Raw genomic sequence first — 19,999 nt, 5'->3', positions numbered from 1 at the left:
CACCGTTCCCTCGTATCAGTCAGTGACGCGCTACGAGCGTACGGTACCCATTACGATTTATTCACAAAATGTAACTGCATCATTGAGCGGCCCTGACCGCACTCAACCGCCGCCGCCAACGGGTGATGACATCGGGGTCGGTAACCGCGAAACGCTGAAGCAGTTCAGGATCCGGAGCCGCAGGCATCGGGGCGACGGGCAGGTATCCGTCGACCGGCAGCAACGAGCGTGACGCGGCCACCACGTCGCCACCGAGCACCGTTGCGGTGCCGAGTCCGCACGCGAACGGCAGTTCCGGCAGCGCGCCGGCCAGAGCCAGCCCGGCGGCCAGCCCGATACTTGTTTCCAGGTTCGACGCCACCACACAGGGCAGCCCGGCGGTTTCGGCGATCCGTAGCGCGCGCCGCACTCCCCCCAGCGGCCCGCAACGCAGCACCGCGATATCCGCGGCTTCCGTGAGCGAAACAGCAAGGGGTGGCACGGCATAGCGAATCGACATGTCGACGGCAACTCTGACCTCGACCTTCCGCCGAACAGCCGCCAGCTCCTCGATGGTGCGACATGGCTGCACGACGTACTCCAAAGCACCTGCCGCCGATGCCAGCGCGGTAATCGAGGTCACGGCGGTATCGACATCCCACCGCCGATTGGCGTCACACCGAATGGCGCCGCCAGGACCGAGCGCAGCGCGCACCGCCTCCAGCCGGGCGATATCGCCGGCCAGCGAACCCGGCTGAGCGGCGACGACGACATCGGCCGTGGTGCATCCCGACCGCGTGACCAAGTCGAAAGCCAGGTCAGGGTCGACCGGGGGCACCGGTACAGCGACGGGCACCCGCCCACGCACCGGGTCTGGCCAACCAACGGTGCCCACCTCGATGGCCGCGGTCAGCCACCGCACCGCCGCGTGATCATCGACGGTGCCGGGCGGGCTGAACTCACCCCATCCCTGCGGGCCTTCCAGCAGCATGCCTTGGCGGATGACCTGGTCGTCGAAGCCCTCCAATACGGGAATCGCGAAGATCGGCGCGTCGTCAAAATCGATCAGAGTTCTCATGGGCGTTACCAAGCTAGCGGCTCTTCCCGCGCCAGTGCTGGGCACGGCCAATTAACCTCGCACCTATGGCGAATGTCTTGACCGTCAACGTGGCGCAATTACAGACCAACCCCGATCCCAAGGGCGGCCCGACCGGTATCGGCAAGCGGCCCATCGACGAGGTGGTCGCGATCCGGGCACCCGGCCCGAGGAAAGGCGGCCTCGGCAGCGGCCTGGTCGGTGATGCCATCGGCAATCCCAAATTTCACGGCGGCGACGATCAGGCGGTGTACGCGTACGCCCGAGAAGATCTGGACGCCTGGGAGAGCAGCCTCGATCGAACATTGGCCAACGGTGAGTTCGGCGAGAATTTCACCACGGCAGGCGCAGACGTGACCGGCGCCAGGATCGGCGAACGGTGGCAGGTCGGCTCGGCCGGTTTGGTGCTGGAGGTGTCCAGCCCACGGACACCGTGCCGAACCTTCGCGGCCTGGCTCGAGGTGCGGGGCTGGATGAAGACGTTCACTACGGCTGCGGTGCCCGGTGCCTACTTCCGGGTGATCACCCCTGGCAGCGTGCTCGCAGGCGATCAGATCGAGATCATCGAACGCCCTGACCATGACGTGACGGTGGGACTGGTCTTTCGGGCGATGACCTCGGAGCCAGAGCTCCTGCCTCGCATTCTCGAGGCCGATGCCCTGCCAGAAGCGATCACGAAGCTGGCCCGCAGACGTTCGTGACGACGCGTTCAGCGCCACCACTACGATCAGGCACAAGCGAAAATCAAGCACAAGCGCTCTGGCGCGTACCTCCCCGATGGCTCGAAAGGGCGTTCTGTGACCTTTTCCCTTGCGTTGACTGACGATCAGGTCCATCTGCGTGATTGGGTGCACGAATTCGCCGAGAAGGTGATTCGGCCGGCCGCCCACGAATGGGACGAGCGCGAGGAGACGCCGTGGCCGATCCTGCAGGAAGCGGCAAAGATCGGCCTGTACGGCTACGAGACCATGGTGACGCTGCGCTCCGATGAGACCGGGCAGAGTTTTCCGATCCTCGCCGAGGAGCTGTTCTGGGGAGACGCCGGCATCGGGATGGCGCTGATGGGTACCGGTCTGGCCGCCGCGGGTATTGCTGCGGCGGGCACCATCGAACAGGTCATCGAGTGGGTGCCACAGTGTTACGGCGACGAGAACGATGTCAAAGTCGGGGCGTTCTGCTCCTCGGAGCCCGAGGCCGGGTCCGACGTCGCCAACATGCGCACCACGGCGAAGTACGACGAGGCCGCCGATGAATGGGTGATTTCGGGACAGAAGGCGTGGGTGACCAATGGCGGTATCGCCGACGTCTTGGTGGTGCAGGCAGTCGTCGACGGCGACCTCGGGTCACGCGGTCAGGCGGCCTTCATCATGGCTGCCAACACGCCGGGTATCGCGGCGCCGCAGAAGCTGAAAAAGCATGGCCTGCGTGCCTCGAACACCGCGGATATCTTCTTCGACGACGTGCGCGTGCCCGGCAGCGCGATCCTCGGCGGCAAGGACAAACTGGACGAGAAGCTGGCGCGGGCGCGCGAGGGCCTGAAGGCCGGCGGACAGGCCGCAATGGCCACCTTCGAACGCACCCGGCCGACCGTCGCCGCGATGGCCGTCGGGGTGGCCAGGGCCGCGTACGAGTACGCCCTGGAGTACGCCAAGGGCCGGGTGGTGTTCGGGCGCCCCATCATCGAAAACCAGGCCATCTCGTTTCTGCTGGCCGATATCGCCACCGAGATCGACGCGGCCAGGTTGCTGACGCGTCGGGCCGCCTGGATGGGTGCGACCGGCCAGCGCTTCACTCACGCCGAGGGATCGATGAGCAAGCTCAAGGCCGGCCGGGTGGCCGTCTGGTCGACCGAACGCGCAATGCAGATCCTCGGCGGCGTCGGCTATACGCGGGAGTACCCGGTGGAGCGAATGCACAGGGATGCCAAGATCTTTGACATTTTCGAGGGCACCGAGCAAATTCAGCAGTTGGTCATCGCCCGGTCGATCTCCGGTGTCCGGCTCTCCTGAACCGATGGGTGTACTGCGAACTCCCGACGACCGCTTCAACGGCCTGCCCGGCTATCTCTTCGAACCGAATTATCAAACGGTCGAGACCCGGGGAATTGATCCGCTGCGCATGCACTATGTCGATGCCGGCCCAGCGGACGGGCCGGTGGTGCTGCTGCTGCACGGCCAACCCACGTGGTCCTATCTGTACCGGGACGTCATCGCGGTGCTGGCCGCCGCGGGCCTACGCGTCATCGCCCCAGACAACATCGGGTTCGGTCGGTCCGACAAACTCACCGAGCCAACCGATTACACATTCCGCCGCCATATCGACTGGATGCACAGTCTGATCGCACGTCTTGACCTGCGCGATATCACCCTCGTCGTCCAAGACTGGGGCGGCCCGATCGGACTGAGCGTGCTGGCTCGCGACCCCGACCGCTTCGCACGGGTGGTCGCCACCAACACGATTCTGCACACGTGCGACCCCGCGCTGGACGGCGCACTGACCTGGGCTCATCACGGCGTCGGCGATGACCGGGTGCTGCTGCAGGAAAGCCTGCTCGACTATGTGGCGTTCTACCAGCGCTCCCCCGATATCGTCGCGAGCTTCTTCCTTGAGGCCGTCGCGGGCCCGCTGGACGCACAGGTGCTCGCTGCCTACGACGCCCCGTTTCCCGATCGGTCCTATAAGGCTGGTTTACGACAACAGATCGCGTTGGTGCCGTTGACCCGCAATGACCCCGGCGCGATGATCGGCCGAGCGACGATGGCCGTCCTGGAACAGTGGCGACGGCCATTCCTGACGGCATATTCCGATGGGGATCCGGCGACCCGCGGATGGGACGCCGTTTTTCAGCAGCGCATCCCTGGAGCTGCAGGTCAGGCCCACACCACCATCACCGGAGCCGGTCATTTCGTGCAGGAGCAGCGCGGTGCCGAACTAGGCCGCATCATCGCGGAATTCGTCGGCGCGACCTGAGTCGAAAAATCGCCGGTACTCTGTTACTAGAGTGACAGTAGTGATTATTGGGTAACCCGCGGGTGCCCAACCATGGAAACCGACGAAGATCAGGCCGAGGGAGAGGACCGTGTCTTTCACCAGCACGTCCGCCAGCAGCGCGTCGCTGCTCAGGGGTCCCCGGTTGATGGCCGCCATTGCCGTACTGATGGCGGGCTTCGTCAGCACTACGACCGGGATGCCGACCGCGTCCGCCGCCGACTGCCCCGATATTGAGGTGGTGTTCGCCCGCGGCACCGACGAGCCGGCCGGCATCGGCCGCGTCGGACAGGCGCTCGTCGACGAGCTCAAACCTTTGGTGAAGGGCAAGTCCATCCGCACCTATGCCGTGCAGTACCCGGCATCGTGGGATTTCCTGGCCGCGGCCGCCGGTGCCAACGACGCGAGCACCCATATCCAGGCCACCGCCGCGAAGTGCCCGAAAACCAAGATGGTGCTCGGTGGATATTCGCAGGGTGCGGCGGTCATCGATGTGATCACCACCTCGCCGATCGCCGGGCTCGGATTTGCGGCTCCGATGCCGGCGGCCGTCGCCAACCACGTTGCTGCAGTTGCCGTTTTCGGTAATCCCTCGGCCCGGCTGGGACAGCCGCTGACCAGGATGAGCCAGCTCTACGGCGCCAAGACCGCCGATATGTGCAACGTCGCGGACCCGATCTGCTCACTCGGCAAAGATTTCAACTCGCATGTGACCTATCCGGAATCGGGTTTGGTCAAGACGGCCGCGAAGTGGGCGGCTGAACACATCTTGCAAAATGTTGCCTCCCAAGGGGAATCACCGAAGGCCGGTCCTGCGAAAAAACCTGACCGCACAAAGTCTTGACTGATTCCAGAAAAGTCGACATAGTTTCCGGGTGCCGGCTTCCAGGTCCTCGTCGGGGGGATATCAGGATCTGCTGCGCGGGGCCTCGCTGCGAGTGACCCGCCCGCGGGTGGCGGTGCTCGAAGCCGTCGACATCCATCCACACGCCGACACCGAAACCGTCTTCGCAGCCGTCCGCACCGACCTACCCGAGGTATCGCGCCAGGCCGTCTACGACGTACTGAACGCGCTGACCGCCGTCGGGTTGGTGCGGCGGATCCAGCCGTCGGGGTCAGTCGCCCGCTACGAGTCGCGGGTCGGTGACAACCACCATCACATCGTCTGCCGGTCCTGCGGCGTCATCTCCGATGTCGACTGCGCCGTGGGTGAAGCACCCTGCTTGACCGCGGCCGACCCAGACGGCCGTCTTGACGGTTACCTCGTGGACGAGGCCGAGGTCATCTACTGGGGCCTGTGCCCTGACTGCAGTCCGCCGGACGCCACCGCGCCGCAAAGCGCGGCGCCACACACTTCGGGATCACGCCCGTGATCACAGCCCGAATCACCCACTCCCGGAAGGAATATCGTGCCTGACGACCGCCCGATAGAACAAAGCCCACCCATTGGCGAGGCTCAGACCGACCAGACCGAAGGCAGTTGCCCCGCCGGCTTCGGCAAGGTCAAACCACCGGTCGAGGGTGGCGGCAACCGTGACTGGTGGCCCAACCAGCTCAACCTGAAGATCCTGCAGAAGAACCCCGACGTCATCAACCCGCTCGATCCGGACTTCGACTACTCAGCAGCGGTTCAGACCCTCGATGTCGACGCGCTCAAGGCCGATGTCGAGGCCGTCATGACCACCTCGCAGGACTGGTGGCCCGCCGACTTCGGGCACTACGGCCCGTTCTTCATCCGGATGTCATGGCATGCCGCAGGCACCTACCGGGTGCAGGACGGCCGCGGCGGCGGTGGCGCGGGTATGCAGCGCTTCGCCCCGCTGAACAGCTGGCCCGATAACGTCAGCCTGGACAAGGCCCGTCGCCTGCTGTGGCCGGTCAAGAAGAAGTACGGCAAGAACCTGTCGTGGGCGGACCTGATCGTCTTCGCCGGCAACCATGCCCTGGAGCACATGGGCTTCCAGACCGCAGGGTTTGCCTTCGGCCGCGAAGATCGCTGGGAGCCCGAAGAGGACGTGTACTGGGGTCCCGAGCTCGAATGGCTCGACGACAAGCGCTACACCGGCAAGCGCGACCTCGAAAACCCCTTGGCCGCAGTGCAGATGGGTCTGATCTACGTCAACCCCGAAGGCCCCAACGGCAACCCCGATCCGCTGGCCTCTGCCATCGATATCCGGGACACCTTCGGCCGGATGGCGATGAACGATATCGAGACCGCCGCGCTGATCGTCGGTGGCCACACCTTCGGCAAGACTCACGGCAATGGTGACGCCGAACTCGTCGGGCCCGAGCCCGAGGCCGCTCCGATCGAGCTGCAGGGCCTGGGTTGGCACAACCCGCAGGGCACCGGTGTCGGCCCCGACGCCATCTCCAGTGGCCTGGAGGTCACCTGGACCCACACCCCGACCAAGTGGGACAACAGCTTCCTGGAGATCCTCTACGGCAACGAGTGGGAGCTGTTCAAGAGCCCCGCGGGTGCCAACCAGTGGCGACCCAAGGACGGCGGCTGGGCCAACTCGGTGCCAGATGCCTTCGGCCCCGGCAAGACCCACCCGTCGATGCTGACCTCTGACCTGGCGCTTCGTTTCGATCCGATCTACGAAAAGATCACCCGCCGTTGGTTGGATCATCCCGAGGAACTCGCCAAGGAGTTCGCCAACGCCTGGTTCAAGCTATTGCACCGCGATATGGGCCCGGTGGTGCGCTACCTCGGTCCGCTGGCACCTGCGCAGACCTGGTTGTGGCAGGACGTCACCCCGGCAGGCACTTCACTGAGCGATGCGGATATCGCAACGCTCAAGGCAGCCATCCTGGCCTCGGATCTGACTGTGTCGCAGCTGGTTTCGACCGCATGGAAAGCGGCGTCGTCGTTCCGCGGCAGTGATAAGCGCGGTGGCGCCAACGGTGGCCGCATTCGCCTGCAGCCGCAGGCCGGGTGGGAACTCAATGAGCCTGACGAGCTGGCCCAGGTCGTGCGCAAGCTCGAAGAGATCCAGAAGTCGTCCGGCACCGGGGTGTCCTTCGCCGACCTGGTCGTCCTCGGTGGCGCGGTTGGTGTCGAAAAGGCAGCCAAGGACGCCGGATTCGATGTCACGGTGCCCTTCACGCCGGGCCGCGGCGATGCGACTCAGGAGCAGACCGACGTCGAATCGTTCGCGTACCTGGAGCCGCATTCCGACGGGTTCCGCAACTACCTCGGCAAGGGTGGCCAGCTGCCCGCCGAGTTCCGGTTGGTGGACCGGGCGAATCTGCTGGGGCTGTCCGCTCCCGAGATGACGGTTCTAGTCGGCGGCCTTCGGGTGCTGGGCACGAACTTCGGCGACACCAAACTCGGTGTGCTGACCGATAAGCCGGGCACGTTGACCAACGACTTCTTCGTCAACCTGCTCGATATGGATACCGTCTGGTCGCCGTCACCTGCGGACGACGGAACCTATGTCGGCACGGATCGCACCTCGGGTGCGCAGAAGTACACCGGCAGTCGCATCGATCTGCTCTTCGGCTCCAACTCGCAGCTACGCGCCGTGGCCGAGGTGTACGCCGAGGACGACGCGAAGGAGAAGTTCGTGAAGGACTTCGTCGCCGCATGGGTCAAGGTGTCCAACGCCGACCGGTTCGACGTGTAAACAGGTAATTCGACGACGACACCCCGCGGGCCCGGCCCGCGGGGTGTTGTTGTGTAATCACTTCTGTCGCAATGGTTTCAGTGGTCACAATTCGGGCTGTTCTGTCGGCAGGGCGACATAGTATTCGAACATGCTTTCGACGTGCGTGATTGGTTTGCCGGAGGAGTTCGACGCTCCCCTGGCCGCCATCGACACTGCCGTGGAGAGCCTGCTCGCCGGGGATGTCGATACATTGACAGCCGGTCAGCACCTGGCCCTGCTACGCCGCCTGGAACACGCCACCCGACGCCTTTCGGCGACCGCCATACCCGCGTTGGTCGCGCTGCATCAGTACGCGACGGCCGAGGAAGTCGCCGACACCGTCCCGATGGCCCTGGCGTCGGCACTCCGGATCAGCCCCAAAGACGCCCGTCGACGCATCCACGAAGCCGAAGACCTGACCCCGCGTCGGGCGATGACCGGCGAGCAGCTGCCGCCGACGCTGGAGCACACCGCCCCCCGCTACCGCCAGGGCCGCATCGGCGGCGACCACGTCACGGTGATCCGCGACTTCCTGCACCGTCTCCCCGCACGCGTCGACGCAAAAGAACGCGAGGATGCCGAACGCAACCTGGCCCGCTACGCCTGCGGATTACGTCCAGATCAGCTGCGCGTCCTGGCCCGGCACATGGAACTGCTCATCAACCCCGACGGAGTGTTAGAAGAGGGTGATCGCCAGCGTCGCCGCGGGTTCCGCTGGAGCCCACAAGGGGCAGACGGCTTGTCCGAAGGACGCCTCACCGCCACCCCGGAACTGCGCGCCACCCTCGATGCGGTATTCGCCAAACTCGCTGCCCCCGGCATGTGCAACCCCGCCGACCAAAGCCCGCAAGTCGACGGCGACCCCTCACCAGAACGCGAAAAGGGCGACGATCGCCGTGTGCCGCAGCGCCAACACGACGCCCTGCTTGCTGTGGGCCGCGCCGCCCTGGCATCGAATCTGGGTGTGCACCGCGGGCTGCCGGTGACGATCATCGTGTCTGCCACCCTTGAGCAACTCCAATGTGCTGCCAAGCAATCCGCGGCCGGTCAGAAGATCACCGGTTGGGCCTGTACCGGTGGCGGCACCCTGATCCCGATGGCTGATGTGCTGCGGATGGCCACTCACTCCTATCATTACCTGGCTATCTTCACCCAAGCCGGCCGACCGCTGGATCTCTACCGGTCCAAGCGCTTCGCGACCGCCGATCAGCGCATCATGCTGCACGCGCTGGATCGGGGTTGCACGTTTCCTGGCTGCGATAAGCCCGGGTACCTCTCCGAGGTGCACCACATCCAAGAATGGGCCGCCGAGCATGGCCCCACCAATATCGATCTGCTCACCTTCAACTGCGCACCCCACCACGATCTGATCGACAAAGGCTGGAAAGTCCGCAAACGCGCCGACGGCGCCACCGAGTGGATACCCCCATCCCAGCTCCAATTGCCCAGTGCTGTCAACGATTACCACCATCCCGAACGACTACTCCGGGAGGATGGAGAGGGCTCACCGCCGTCCGACAAGTGAGTCAGATGGGCACGTAATACGTGCACAGCGGCACCAGCATCTCCGCTGGCGTCAGCGAGCCGTGGTGACCGATCAGCCGTGACTGCATGGGTTCGGCCGCGGACCGGATCACGGCACCGTCGCCACGGGCGACCACCACCAGATCCCCGATCCGGGCTTTGGCCCGCTCTGCGACGTGCGGACCGAACCAGCCGGAACCAAACGTCTCGGCCCGCGTCGCCACGGTGAAATCGGCACCGAGAACGGCGCGCCACGCCGCGGCGACATCGTCGGCTGCGCCGGGCTCTGTGTAGACATGCCGTGCGCGGGGTTCACCGCCGAGTGTTCGCACGCCGGCCTGGAGTTCAGGGTGCCTGTCGAAGTCGATGGGTGCACCGACGGTCACCATGCCATGGTCGGCGGTGACGATCAGGGCGGCGCCTGCCGGCAGTCTTTCGGCGATCAGTCGGACGGTCAGATCGATCTGCGCTAATTCGAGTGCCCACGCATCCGAATTCGGGCCGCGGACATGGCCGGTCAGGTCCAGGTCGCCGTGGTAGGCGTACACCAACGACCGATCGCCGCGGCGAAGTGCGGTGAGAACGCCGTCGACGAGGTCGCCGGAGGAAAAGCTCGGACGAAACTCGCCGCCCCGTAGCGCAGCCCGGGTCAGGCCAGAACCGTCCTGATACGTCGGCGCCACCTGAGTGACAGCGATACCATCCGCCGCGGCCCGCTGAAACGTCGTTTCCATGGGCTGAAACTGTTCTGGGACAACCTCTTTGAGCAGATCGACACTTGGTCCCTGGCCCGTCAACCGCCAGCTCAGCGGGTTCATCAGACGATCGTGGTCGGGGATCGCCAGGAGGTAGCCGACGATACCGTGCTCTCCGGCGGGTACACCGGTGCCCAGCGATGCGAGACTGGTCGCGGTGGTGCTGGGGAATCCGGCCGTCAGCGTTCGTGGCGTCTGATCGCCGGACAACGCAGCGGCGAGAAACGGCGCGGCGTCGCGGTGCGCCGCCACAAGTTCGGCGCCCATACCGTCGATCAGCAGCACCGCCATACGGCGTGCCCCGTCCACCCCGAGGCCGATCCGATCCGACTCCCCCGGCACCCCAAGCACTCCCAGTACCGACGGGATGAGATCGGCAAGGGCGCCTTGGCCGTAACGCGGTGTGACGAACGCTTCGTCGGGGTTCACGTTCGTCGCGGCAGCTGTGAGCTGATCAGTGGGGCGAGTCGCTGCGCCATGTAGGTGTGTCCCGCGTCAGTGGGATGGACACCGTCGGCGCCGATCAGGTCGGGTCTGCCGAAGAACCAGCCCGCGACAAGCGGGTCGAAGAACGAAGCGCCCGCCCACTGCGCCTGAGCCTTGAGTATGTCGCGGATCTGCAGCACCCACGGCGGTACATCGGGGGTCGGCCACGGGGGTCCGATCACCAGAAGGTTGGCCGACGGCGCACGTTGCCGCGCCAGGGCGAAGGCGTCGTGGGCCATCCCGGCCAGGACCGTCGGATCCACGTCCTGGTCGTTGCGGGAGCCGAAGAAGACCACCAGCGCGTCGTCGGCACGGACCGCCCTGCTGGTCAGATCCACGAAAAGGCTGCCGTGATCGCCACGCACGCCGTACCCGGCACGACCCTCGGCCGCCACATCAGGCGAGATCTGCACGCCCTGACCGGCCAGTGTCTGCCACGTCTGAGTGGGCCACGCCTTCGGTCCGACTCCCCCGATATCGGTGCCGTTGGTGTAGGAATCGCCGACGACCGCGACGCGGTAGAGCGGTGACTCGCGAGTCGCCAATTGATAGCGATGCCCCGAGGTTGACGGGATGGCGGAAAGACCGACCAACACAATGAGCGAGACGACGAAGGTGGTCAGACGACCCATGGCGCTCAGCCTAGGGCTGTTTGCTGTGAAGCCCTGCCCGACTCTCACCCCGCCCGGGTTTCCTTCACCACACCGTCATGCTTGTCGCGAGGCTTGGGTACCGCTGTCAGCGTGCCGGTGACCCCGCGGCCGCCGTCGGCCATCCTGCGCATCCACCGACGAGCCGGCTCCTCGACGAAATGGAACAGCAACATCGAGGCTCCGAATGCGATCCCGAACAGGGCGAGGACGATCAGCTTCCACATGGTGACGGTGGGCACGAGGGCGAACTGCTCCCCCACCCACAGCCAGGCGGTATGCACCAATTCGTGAACCATGTAGAGACTGAACGAGATCTGACCGAGGTAGACCATCGGCCGCAAAGACAACACCCACGGCAGGCTGCCCGCACCCACCGCCAGTGTGACAACCAGCGGCATGAAGAGCACGTCGACCAGACCGCCCGCGTCATAGAGCCACGTCTGCGGATGGGCGTCGAACCAGTAGAGGGCACCGATGGCGGCGGCGACCAGCAGCACGGAGAAGTAGCCCGCGGCCAGGCGAGACCGATCGCTCAACTGCAATTTGCGGACGGCGGCGCAGGCGAGCGCGCCGGCAGTGAATTGCAGAATGATCCGAGGCAGCCAGCTCCATGGGGTGTAGAAATGGCCGCTCGCCAGCAGCAACACCAGCGGCGGCAACGTGGCTGCGAAGGCCAGCCACATCAGGCTTCTCGCTCTGGTGACCCGCGCGATCCGGAATACCACCAGCACCAGCACGCCGAAGAGTAGGTAAGCCAGCCATTCCGCGCTGATCGACCAGGCCGGACCGTCCCAGCTCGTCCCGTCGAAGAATGGCTGGAACCACAGCTGGATCAGCAGCAGCTGCCGCATGTAGTCCGTCGCGTTGAGGGTGTCCACGAGCTTGGATGGCACGTGACCGACATAGAGCGTGAAGATGATCCATAACGCGGCCAGATGCATGGTGACCAGATAGACCGGCCACACCCTGGCCAGGCGCAGCCACAAAAACCGCACCGTCGCGCGGGCCGACCAGGTCGGTCCCATTTTGTCGAGGTAGTTCAGCGTGATGACAAAACCGCTGAGAATGAAGAACAGGTCGACGCCCTGCGCGCCACGATCCAATACGGGTTTCAGTGCCGAGGCAAAAGACGGCGCCGCCGCCCACAGCAGGGGGCGGAAGTGAAATAGCACCACCCACAAAGCGGCAACGATGCGAAGACCGGATAGGGCCTTGATCTCTCCGGTACGCAAAACCCTCTTTCCGTGACTCCGCTGAACAGCAGTGGCAGATTACCAATCAGGTCGCGGCATTGTCGCGCTCGCAACGCTGTGGGATCGCTGCAGATACCTCACACCACTAGTCCTGATCCGCATCTGCACCCCTAATTATCGTTTGAGGACGCAAATGCGGTTACTATGCTGCGATGCCGACGATCCGTGTCCGCGAGGCCGCCGAACTGCTCGGAGTCAGCGACGACACCGTCCGACGCTGGATCGATGACGGCAGCCTGCCCGCCGGCCAGGACGCCTCGTCGCGCAAGGTCATTGATGGTGCCGCTCTCGCCGAGTTCGTCAGAACAAATGCAGCCACGGCACCGAAGGATCCCCTCAGCGTCGCCAGCTCAGCACGCAACCGCTTCGCCGGTCTGGTCACCAAGGTCACCACCGACACCGTGATGGCTCAGGTCGAAATGCAATGCGGGCCTTTCACCGTCGTCTCGCTGATGAGCTCCGAGGCCGTGCGGGAACTGAAGCTGGAACCGGGAAGCATCGCCGTCGCGGTCGTGAAAGCCACCACGGTCATCGTGGAAACCCCGAAACCCTAGAAGAGAGAACCACCGATGAGACGCACCCGAGCGGCCGCACTGGCCCACGGCGCCGCGCTGATGGCGACACTGGTACTGATCAGCGGGTGCGGTTCAGGTACCGACTCGCCCTCGGCCAGTTCCGCAGCGGGCGGAAAGCTGATGGTGTTCGCCGCCGCGTCGCTCAAAGGCACGTTCACCGATATCGGCCAGCAGTTCACCAGCGGTCACCCCGGCGTATCGGTCGAGTTCAACTTCGCGGGATCCTCGGACCTCGTCACCCAGCTGACGCAGGGCGCCCCCGGTGATGTCTTCGCCTCAGCCGATACCAAGAACATGGACAAGGCGGCGACGGCCAATCTGTTGGCCGGCGATCCGGTGAACTTCGCGTCCAACACCTTGACCATCGCCGTCGCGCCGGGAAACCCTTTGCAGATCAAGTCATTTGGCGATCTCGCCAAGTCCGGTACCACCGTGGTGGTGTGCGCGCCGCAGGTGCCGTGCGGATCGGCGACGAAGAAGGTCGAAGACGCCGCGGGTGTGCAACTCACCCCGGTCAGTGAGGAATCATCGGTCACCGATGTCCTCAACAAAATCACCACAGGCCAGGCCGATGCGGGCCTGGTCTACGTGACAGACGCGCTCAGCGCCGGTGACAAGGTGACGGCGGTGCCATTCCCAGAGTCGTCAGGTGCGGTCAACACCTACCCTATTGCGGTGCTCAGGCAATCCGAGAATGCCACCTTGGCACAGAGTTTCGTTGATTTCGTCAAGGGCGAAGCCGGCCAGAAGGTGCTGGCAGCAGCCGGCTTCACCAAGCCCTGACAGCTGGCTGGGTTACTGTCGGACGATGCGCGCAATCCTCCTGCTCGGCCTCGGTGTGCTGTTGGCGATCTTCGGCCTGATCTGGGCCCTCCAAGGTTTCGGCGTACTGCTGGGCAGCCCGATGAGCAATACCGTCACCTGGTCGGTTATCGGCCCGATCACCGTGGTGGTCGGCATCGCGATTGCGGCGTTCGGCTGGCGCTCACGCAAGCCCTAGCCAAACGGCCCAATCCGTTAGCGGCCGCTGTGCTGAACCGAGGTGTCCACCTTCGGCACGTGCACATCCGGGGTGATCTGGTCCAGCCACGAATGATGGTCGATACCGGCCGGCACCAAGATGGACGCGACGGCGGTGGGCGCTTCGACGACGGCAGCCTGCGCGGGTGCAGCCAGCCCGACGATGCCTGCGGTCAGTCCACCGGCGATGATTGCGGCAAATCCCAAATTCTTCATGGTGCTAACTCCTTTTGGCCCGTGCGTGATGTCGCCCGAACCCTTGTTGCGGCCTGTGGTGGTGGTCAATCTGGCCGGTCTGGCTGTACTAACTCCGATGTTCATGGCATTAATTCCGTTGGCAGGAATTGATCGCCGACTGGCAGTTCGACGATTCAGACCGTTGCTATGGCAAACACTTCGAATGCCATTAGATTGCTTAGGTATTCTCACGAGAATGGACCCAGATTCGGCGCTCGGTACTCGCGCCGTCGACCGGGTGGCGTCGTTGACCGGGATGCGGGCCGTGGCCGCGCTGCTGGTCGTCGGAACCCACGCCGCGTTCGGCACCGGGGTGCTCACGCACGGCTATCTCGGTCTCGCGCTGGCCCGCCTGGAGATCGGCGTGTCGATCTTCTTCGTCCTCTCGGGCTTCCTGCTTTTTCGGCCGTGGGTGCGGGCCGCTGCAGGTGGCGCACCGTCACCGCGGCTGAGCCGCTACGGCCTGCACCGCGTCCGCCGAATCATGCCCGCCTACGTCGTCACGGTGCTGGCGGCCTACCTGCTGTACCAATTTCGCAGCGCCACACCAAATCCCGGACATACCTGGCTGGGCCTGGTGCGCCATCTCACCCTCACACAGATCTACAGCAACACCTATCTGAGCACCCAGCTCCACCAGGGGCTGACCCAGATGTGGAGCCTGGCTGTCGAGGCCGCGTTCTATGTGACGCTGCCGGCGCTGGCCTATGTGTTGATCCGCGTCCTGTGTCGCCGACAGTGGCGCCCTGCTCTGCTGCTGGCCGGGCTGGCCGGGCTCGCCGTGTTCAGCCTGGTCTGGTCATGGGCGTTCATCACCACCGGTTGGTTACCGAGCTCGGCCGGAATGTGGCTGCCCGGCTACCTGCTCTACTTCGTCGGCGGGATGGCGCTGGCGGTCTTGCAGGTGATGGGCAAGCGCTGCCACGCGCTCGCCGTGATCCCGGTGGCGGTGGTCGGCTTCCTGATCGTGTCAACACCGATCGCCGGAGATATCACCACGCCGATGCAACCGTGGCAACCGCTGATCAAGGCGGTGTTCTATGCGTCGATCGCCACGCTGGCGGTGGCGCCGCTGGCACTCGGCAGTCGAGGCGGCTACGCCCGTCTGCTGGCCAGCAGGCCGATGGTCTGGCTCGGCGAAATCTCCTACGAGATCTTCCTGGTGCACGTGATGGTGATGGAGATCGTGATGGCGTCGGTGCTGCACTGGCCGGTTTTCACCGGTTCGACGGCAGGGCTGTTCGTAGTGACGCTGCTGCTGACCGTGCCACTGGCCTGGCTGCTGCGCCGGTTCAGTAGCGGATATCGCTCTGTGTCAGCGGCGGATACACCATCGACGGCCGGCCGTGCACGGTGGCGCCCGCGAACTGCAGCATCTGTTGAAGGTCCCCGTGCATCGGTGCCGGATAGTTCAGCTGCGGTGTCGACACTGCAGCCAACCGGTGTAACTGCTCCTCGGTGAGGCTCAGCTCCAGCCCCGCAAGATTGTTCAGCAGATGATCCACCCGCCGCGCACCCAGAATCGGCACCACCGTGCCTTCCCGGGACCGCAACCAGGCCAGCGACACTGCCGCAGCGGTACTGCCCCATTCGTCGGCGACGCCGGTGACCGCGTCGATGACCTGATACTCGGCATCGCTCGGAGCGCCGACGAAGGCGGTGCGGGAGGAGTCCGTCACGTGGTCACCGCGCCGGTATTTGCCGGACAGGAAGCCGTTCTTCAGTGGGCTCCACGCCGCCAACGCCATCCCCTGGTCACCCGCCAGTGGTGCCAGCTCACCTTCGACGGTCCGCGCCAGTAGCGAGTACTCCACCTGCAGCGCGATCAAGGGTGTCCAGTTCTTGAGCAACGCCATCGTCTGCGCCTGCGCGGTCACCCAGGCCGGGGTATTGGAGAATCCGAGGTAGCGAATCTTGCCCATCCGGACCAGATCATCGAGCGTGCGCATGGTTTCTTCGATCGGCGTGTACCGGTCCCAGTTGTGCAACCAGTACACGTCAAGGTAGTCGGTCTGCAGTCGACGCAGTGTCTGCTCGAGCTGGGCGATGATCGACGCGCGGCCCGCGCCGCCCCCGTTGGGGTCACCCGGATACATGTTCGTGAAGAACTTCGATGCCAACACCACTCGCTCACGGAGCCCAGGTCGCGCGGCGAAGTAGTCGCCGAGGATCTTCTCGGAATGGCCGTTGGTGTAGAAATTCGCGGTATCGATGAAGTTTCCGCCCAGGTCGAGGTACGTCGACAGGATCAGTTCGGACTCTTCGACGCTGCAGCCGGCTCCCCCGGGATCGTCGCCGAACGTCATCGCGCCGAGGGCGAACGGACTGACCCGTAGACCGGACCGGCCAAGGGTGAGGTAGTGATCGAGTGGCATCGTGGCTCCTTGTTGGGATGTTCGCTTTATCGAACGCCTGCGGCCTGGTCGGCGGTAGGCCGATGCGACCGTGATCTTGCCTAATCCACGCAAAGTTGATCGAATCAGGCTTATGCACACCGTGGCCGGCCTGCTCGACGAGATGGGCCGCCTGATCGAGCGGCACGCCAACCCGGATATGCGCAGCACGATCGATGGGCTGCTGGTCTCCCGGGTCGAGACCTCGGCGCCTGACTATTCGCTGACTGAGCCGCTGCTGGTGGTGCTGGCCCAGGGCGGAAAGCGACTCCTGCTGGGAGACCAGGTTTTCGAGTACCGCGCCGGTCAGTGCCTGATCGTCACGGCCGATCTGCCGGTGACCGGACATTTCCTCGGCGCCAGCCCGCAGTCACCTGCGCTCGGGGTGGGGCTCACGCTCCGATCGACAGCGATCGCATCGCTGATGTTGGAGAATCCGGCGCCACGGTGGTCGCGTCGCGCGGCGGGTCTGCCCGCCATCGCCACCGGCGACGCCTCGGTCGATCTGCTGGATGCGGTGGTCCGCATGGCGCGACTGCTGGAGTGCCCAACGGATGCGCGCGTGCTGGCTCCGCTCGTCGAACGCGAGATCCTCTGGCGGGTGATGACCGGCCCGCACGGCGCCGTACTGCGCGAGATCGGCCTGGCCGACAGCGGGCTGGCGCATATCAGTCGTGCGATCACCTGGATGCGCGATAACTACGCCGAATCGATGCGGATCGAGGACATCGCGAGACTGGCGGGGATGAGCCCGTCGGCGTTTCACCGGCGCTTCCGCGCCATTACGGCGATGAGCCCGTTGCAGTTTCAGAAGCGTATTCGCCTCCAGCAGGCGCGTGCCTTTTTGATGGCAGGTGCAGATGACGTCGCCGGAGTGGGGCATCTCGTCGGCTATGACAGCCCAACGCAATTCAACCGCGAATACCGGCGCCTGTTCGGCGCACCACCGGGGCAGCACGCTGCGGCTTTACGGTCGAGCGCCGCACCTGAACACGTAACTCACCTGCCATGACGGGCATCCCGCACTAGTGTCTGGTGTTGTGACTTCCGACATCAGCCGAACGCGCACCATAGCGGCAGGGCCGCAGGAGATCTGGGGCGTGCTGGCGGACTTCGGCGGGATCAGTTCCTGGGCCGAGGATGTCGACCATTCCTGTGTGTTGGAGCACGGCCCCGACGGTGGTCCGATCGGCACGACCCGTCGCGTCCAGCTCAAAAGGAACACCGTCGTCGAGCAGATCGTCGAATTCGTCCCCGAATCGGTGCTGGCCTACGACGTGACCGGACTACCGCGAGTGCTGGGATCGTTGCGTAACCGTTGGACACTGACCCCGACGGCCGGTGCCACCGCGGTCACACTGACCAGCACGGTCAATATGGGCAATCGGCCGCACCAACGACTTGCCGAACGCGCCATCTGCCGCGTTGCGGCCAAGCAATCCGAGGCGCTGCTCGCGGGTCTGGCCAACCGGATGGAAAAACACCATGTCTGAATCCGCATCCGCTCGCCCCGACATCGTCATCGTGATGACCGACGAGGAACGTGCGATCCCCCCGTACGAATCGCCCGATGTGTTGGCCTGGCGCAACCAAACACTCAGTGGCCGAAGGTGGTTCGACGAGCACGGCGTGAGCTTCCACCGGCACTACACGGGGTCGCTGGCGTGTGTGCCCAGCCGGCCGACCATCTTCACCGGACAGTATCCCGACCTGCACGGCGTTACCCAGACCGACGGTATCGGCAAGATGTTCGACGATTCGCGGATGCGGTGGCTGCGTGAAGGCGAGGTGCCGACACTTGGCAACTGGTTCCGCGCAGCGGGCTACGACACGCACTACGACGGTAAGTGGCATATCTCGCACGCCGACCTGCCCGACCCGTCGGGTCATGGTGCCCTGGCCACCAATGACGACGACGGTGCCATCGACAGCGCCGCCGTCGCGCGCTATCTCGACGCCGATCCGTTGGACCCCTTCGGCTTCTCGGGCTGGGTCGGCCCGGAACCGCATGGAGCCAGCCTGGCGAACAGCGGTTTTCGGCGCGATCCCCTGATCGCCGATCGGGTGGTGGCCTGGTTGCACGATCGCTATGCCCGCCGACGGGCCGGTGACGCCGCGGCTCTTCGTCCGTTCCTGCTGGTCGCCAGTTTCGTGAACCCGCACGATATCGTGCTGTTCCCAACCTGGTTTCGACGCAGCCCGCTGGCACCGTCACCGCTGGACCCGCCGCCGGTGCCTGCCGCGCCGACGGCGAATGAAGACCTGGCGGCAAAACCCGCCGCGCAGATCGCTTTCCGCGAGGCGTACTACTCCGGGTACGGCCCAGCTGCCGCGATCAGCCGGATCTACGACCGCAATGCCGCGCAATACCGCGAGCTGTACTACCGCCTGCACGCAGAAGCCGACGGCCCGATCGACCGCGTTCGCCGGGCGGTCACCGAGGGCGGCTCCGATAACGCCGTTCTGGTCCGGACGTCTGATCATGGCGACCTACTGGGAGCCCACGGCGGACTGCACCAGAAGTGGTTCAACCTCTATGACGAGGCCACCAGAGTCCCGTTCGTCATCGCACGGGTGGGCCAGGATGCGACGGCGCCGCGCGTCATCACCGCGCCCACCTCACACGTCGATCTCGTGCCCACCCTGCTCGGTGCGGCTGGCGTCGACATCGATGCGCTTGCCGCCACCTTGACCGAGTCATTCTCCGAGGTGCACCCCCTGCCGGGTCGGGACCTGATGCCCATTGTCGACGGGGCACCCGCCGAGGAAGGCAGAGCGGTGTACCTGATGACCCGCGACAATATGCTCGACGGCGACAGTCGCGCGTCGGGGCTCGGTCGCCGGTTGAAGCGCGCCGCGAATCCGCCTGCCCCGCTTCGCATTCAGATCCCCGCATACGTCGCCTCGAATTTCGAGGGCCTTGTCCTTGAGGTGGCCGACACGGTGGCGCGCGGCGGTTCGGACCATCTGTGGAAGTTGGTCCGCAGTTTCGACGATCCGGCTACCTGGACCGAACCCGGTGTGCGACACCTCGCGGCGAACGGTTTCGGCGGTGAGGCCTACCGGATGTCCCCGCTGGATGACCAGTGGGAGCTCTACGACCTGACCGCCGACCCGGTCGAGGCCGATAATCGGTGGACCGATCCCAACCTGCACGAGCTCCGGACGTACCTGCGGATGCAGCTCAAGGCGGCTCGCGCCGACTCCATTCCCGAGCGCAACAAACCCTGGCCCTACGCGGTGCGCCGGCCGTTGACCGGTAAACGTCGAAAGTTGTGGTTCCTGAACAAGCGATAGCGGCTGATAACAAGCCGGTCACGGCCAGCGTGGGCTACGGGGCCCACCCCGCTCGTGCGGTTAGCTGGGTGGCGTGAACGCGTTCCGCATTCGTGT

The 19,999-nt window shown here is 65.0% G+C and carries 19 protein-coding genes and 1 pseudogene; 14 read left to right on the top strand and 6 right to left on the bottom strand.

Annotation, left to right across the window (positions count from 1 at the left end; genetic code table 11):
• Positions 1–79 precede the first annotated feature (79 nt).
• Positions 80–1,057, bottom strand: coding sequence for an o-succinylbenzoate synthase (locus ADBZ9O_RS18850; RefSeq protein ID WP_526524473.1), 978 nt, complete (start codon positions 1,055–1,057; stop codon positions 80–82).
• A gap of 65 nt (positions 1,058–1,122) precedes the next feature.
• Here ADBZ9O_RS18850 and ADBZ9O_RS18845 point away from each other — a divergent pair, with 65 nt between their 5' ends.
• The 7 genes from ADBZ9O_RS18845 (at position 1,123) to ADBZ9O_RS18815 (ending at position 9,235) form a co-directional block, all read left to right on the top strand.
• Entirely contained in the window at positions 1,123–1,776 is a 654-nt protein-coding gene (locus tag ADBZ9O_RS18845; protein WP_526524472.1) for an MOSC domain-containing protein, read from the top strand.
• Between the two features lie 96 nt (positions 1,777–1,872).
• Entirely contained in the window at positions 1,873–3,084 is a 1,212-nt protein-coding gene (locus tag ADBZ9O_RS18840) for an acyl-CoA dehydrogenase family protein (protein WP_526524471.1), read from the top strand.
• A gap of 4 nt (positions 3,085–3,088) precedes the next feature.
• Positions 3,089–4,045 carry an alpha/beta fold hydrolase gene (locus ADBZ9O_RS18835; RefSeq protein ID WP_526524470.1) on the top strand — a complete coding sequence of 319 codons (957 nt, stop codon included), beginning with the start codon at positions 3,089–3,091 and terminating at the stop codon, positions 4,043–4,045.
• Positions 4,046–4,211: 166 nt separating this feature from the next.
• Positions 4,212–4,907, top strand: a complete 696-nt coding sequence (locus tag ADBZ9O_RS18830; RefSeq protein ID WP_526533278.1) for a cutinase family protein — start codon at positions 4,212–4,214, stop codon at positions 4,905–4,907.
• A 31-nt stretch (positions 4,908–4,938) separates the two neighbouring features.
• Positions 4,939–5,436 carry a Fur family transcriptional regulator gene (locus tag ADBZ9O_RS18825; protein WP_526524469.1) on the top strand — a complete coding sequence of 166 codons (498 nt, stop codon included), beginning with the start codon at positions 4,939–4,941 and terminating at the stop codon, positions 5,434–5,436.
• A gap of 36 nt (positions 5,437–5,472) precedes the next feature.
• Positions 5,473–7,689, top strand: a complete 2,217-nt coding sequence (gene katG / locus ADBZ9O_RS18820) for a catalase/peroxidase HPI (RefSeq protein ID WP_526524468.1) — start codon at positions 5,473–5,475, stop codon at positions 7,687–7,689.
• A 130-nt stretch (positions 7,690–7,819) separates the two neighbouring features.
• Positions 7,820–9,235, top strand: a complete 1,416-nt coding sequence (locus ADBZ9O_RS18815; protein WP_526524467.1) for an HNH endonuclease signature motif containing protein — start codon at positions 7,820–7,822, stop codon at positions 9,233–9,235.
• A 1-nt stretch (position 9,236) separates the two neighbouring features.
• Here the strand turns inward: ADBZ9O_RS18815 and ADBZ9O_RS18810 are convergent, their stop codons facing one another.
• The 3 genes from ADBZ9O_RS18810 to ADBZ9O_RS18800 are packed head-to-tail and all read right to left on the bottom strand — an operon-like array spanning position 9,237 to position 12,360.
• The gene (locus tag ADBZ9O_RS18810; protein WP_526524466.1) at positions 9,237–10,418 is read right to left on the bottom strand and encodes an alkaline phosphatase family protein; all 1,182 of its coding nucleotides are present in this window, start codon (positions 10,416–10,418) and stop codon (positions 9,237–9,239) included.
• Complete coding sequence (locus ADBZ9O_RS18805) at positions 10,415–11,107, bottom strand: Rv0518 family GDSL lipase (RefSeq protein ID WP_526524465.1); 693 nt, start codon at positions 11,105–11,107, stop codon at positions 10,415–10,417. The genes ADBZ9O_RS18810 and ADBZ9O_RS18805 overlap by 4 nt, the downstream gene beginning before the upstream one ends.
• Positions 11,108–11,151: 44 nt before the next feature.
• Positions 11,152–12,360, bottom strand: a complete 1,209-nt coding sequence (locus ADBZ9O_RS18800) for an acyltransferase family protein (RefSeq protein ID WP_526524464.1) — start codon at positions 12,358–12,360, stop codon at positions 11,152–11,154.
• Positions 12,361–12,533: 173 nt separating this feature from the next.
• On the opposite strand from ADBZ9O_RS18800, the gene ADBZ9O_RS18795 reads away from it, so the two are divergent.
• The 3 genes from ADBZ9O_RS18795 to ADBZ9O_RS18785 are packed head-to-tail and all read left to right on the top strand — an operon-like array spanning position 12,534 to position 13,956.
• Positions 12,534–12,935 (top strand): TOBE domain-containing protein, encoded by a 402-nt coding sequence (locus ADBZ9O_RS18795; protein ID WP_526524463.1) that lies wholly within the window; start codon positions 12,534–12,536, stop codon positions 12,933–12,935.
• Between the two features lie 15 nt (positions 12,936–12,950).
• The gene (gene modA, locus ADBZ9O_RS18790; protein WP_526524462.1) at positions 12,951–13,739 is read left to right on the top strand and encodes a molybdate ABC transporter substrate-binding protein; all 789 of its coding nucleotides are present in this window, start codon (positions 12,951–12,953) and stop codon (positions 13,737–13,739) included.
• 25 nt (positions 13,740–13,764) lie between these two features.
• Complete coding sequence (locus ADBZ9O_RS18785; RefSeq protein WP_526524461.1) at positions 13,765–13,956, top strand: hypothetical protein; 192 nt, start codon at positions 13,765–13,767, stop codon at positions 13,954–13,956.
• A 17-nt stretch (positions 13,957–13,973) separates the two neighbouring features.
• Here the strand turns inward: ADBZ9O_RS18785 and ADBZ9O_RS18780 are convergent, their stop codons facing one another.
• Positions 13,974–14,192, bottom strand: coding sequence for a hypothetical protein (locus tag ADBZ9O_RS18780; RefSeq protein WP_526524460.1), 219 nt, complete (start codon positions 14,190–14,192; stop codon positions 13,974–13,976).
• A 217-nt stretch (positions 14,193–14,409) separates the two neighbouring features.
• Here ADBZ9O_RS18780 and ADBZ9O_RS18775 point away from each other — a divergent pair, with 217 nt between their 5' ends.
• Entirely contained in the window at positions 14,410–15,675 is a 1,266-nt protein-coding gene (locus tag ADBZ9O_RS18775) for an acyltransferase family protein (RefSeq protein ID WP_526524459.1), read from the top strand.
• A gap of 25 nt (positions 15,676–15,700) precedes the next feature.
• Here the strand turns inward: ADBZ9O_RS18775 and ADBZ9O_RS18770 are convergent.
• Positions 15,701–16,519, bottom strand: a pseudogene (locus ADBZ9O_RS18770) (aldo/keto reductase); the annotation flags it as partial.
• Between the two features lie 181 nt (positions 16,520–16,700).
• On the opposite strand from ADBZ9O_RS18770, the gene ADBZ9O_RS18765 reads away from it, so the two are divergent.
• The 3 genes from ADBZ9O_RS18765 to ADBZ9O_RS18755 are packed head-to-tail and all read left to right on the top strand — an operon-like array spanning position 16,701 to position 19,903.
• Complete coding sequence (locus ADBZ9O_RS18765; protein WP_526524458.1) at positions 16,701–17,618, top strand: helix-turn-helix transcriptional regulator; 918 nt, start codon at positions 16,701–16,703, stop codon at positions 17,616–17,618.
• 28 nt (positions 17,619–17,646) lie between these two features.
• Positions 17,647–18,099: an SRPBCC family protein gene (locus tag ADBZ9O_RS18760; protein WP_526524457.1), complete on the top strand. Its 453-nt coding sequence runs from the start codon at positions 17,647–17,649 to the stop codon at positions 18,097–18,099.
• Positions 18,092–19,903: a sulfatase-like hydrolase/transferase gene (locus tag ADBZ9O_RS18755; RefSeq protein ID WP_526524456.1), complete on the top strand. Its 1,812-nt coding sequence runs from the start codon at positions 18,092–18,094 to the stop codon at positions 19,901–19,903. The genes ADBZ9O_RS18760 and ADBZ9O_RS18755 overlap by 8 nt, the downstream gene beginning before the upstream one ends.
• The last annotated feature ends 96 nt before the right edge of the window (positions 19,904–19,999 follow it).

This window comes from Mycobacterium sp. (assembly GCF_965229105.1).
Taxonomy (GTDB): Bacteria; Actinomycetota; Actinomycetes; order Mycobacteriales; family Mycobacteriaceae; genus Mycobacterium.
Note: the sequence above shows the minus strand (reverse complement) of the source record. Positions and strands in the feature narration are given on the sequence as shown.

Excerpts from the sequence above, each read along its gene's own strand:
- ADBZ9O_RS18850 (WP_526524473.1), bottom strand. The coding sequence starts at position 1,057 with ATGAGAACTCTGATCGATTTTGACGACGCGCCGATCTTCGCGATTCCC.
- ADBZ9O_RS18845 (WP_526524472.1), top strand. The coding sequence starts at position 1,123 with ATGGCGAATGTCTTGACCGTCAACGTGGCGCAATTACAGACCAACCCC.
- ADBZ9O_RS18835 (WP_526524470.1), top strand. The coding sequence starts at position 3,089 with ATGGGTGTACTGCGAACTCCCGACGACCGCTTCAACGGCCTGCCCGGC.
- ADBZ9O_RS18830 (WP_526533278.1), top strand. The coding sequence starts at position 4,212 with ATGGCCGCCATTGCCGTACTGATGGCGGGCTTCGTCAGCACTACGACC.
- ADBZ9O_RS18815 (WP_526524467.1), top strand. The coding sequence starts at position 7,820 with ATGCTTTCGACGTGCGTGATTGGTTTGCCGGAGGAGTTCGACGCTCCC.
- ADBZ9O_RS18805 (WP_526524465.1), bottom strand. The coding sequence starts at position 11,107 with ATGGGTCGTCTGACCACCTTCGTCGTCTCGCTCATTGTGTTGGTCGGT.
- ADBZ9O_RS18795 (WP_526524463.1), top strand. The coding sequence starts at position 12,534 with ATGCCGACGATCCGTGTCCGCGAGGCCGCCGAACTGCTCGGAGTCAGC.
- modA (WP_526524462.1), top strand. The coding sequence starts at position 12,951 with ATGAGACGCACCCGAGCGGCCGCACTGGCCCACGGCGCCGCGCTGATG.
- ADBZ9O_RS18785 (WP_526524461.1), top strand. The coding sequence starts at position 13,765 with ATGCGCGCAATCCTCCTGCTCGGCCTCGGTGTGCTGTTGGCGATCTTC.
- ADBZ9O_RS18780 (WP_526524460.1), bottom strand. The coding sequence starts at position 14,192 with ATGAAGAATTTGGGATTTGCCGCAATCATCGCCGGTGGACTGACCGCA.
- ADBZ9O_RS18775 (WP_526524459.1), top strand. The coding sequence starts at position 14,410 with ATGGACCCAGATTCGGCGCTCGGTACTCGCGCCGTCGACCGGGTGGCG.
- ADBZ9O_RS18765 (WP_526524458.1), top strand. The coding sequence starts at position 16,701 with ATGCACACCGTGGCCGGCCTGCTCGACGAGATGGGCCGCCTGATCGAG.
- ADBZ9O_RS18755 (WP_526524456.1), top strand. The coding sequence starts at position 18,092 with ATGTCTGAATCCGCATCCGCTCGCCCCGACATCGTCATCGTGATGACC.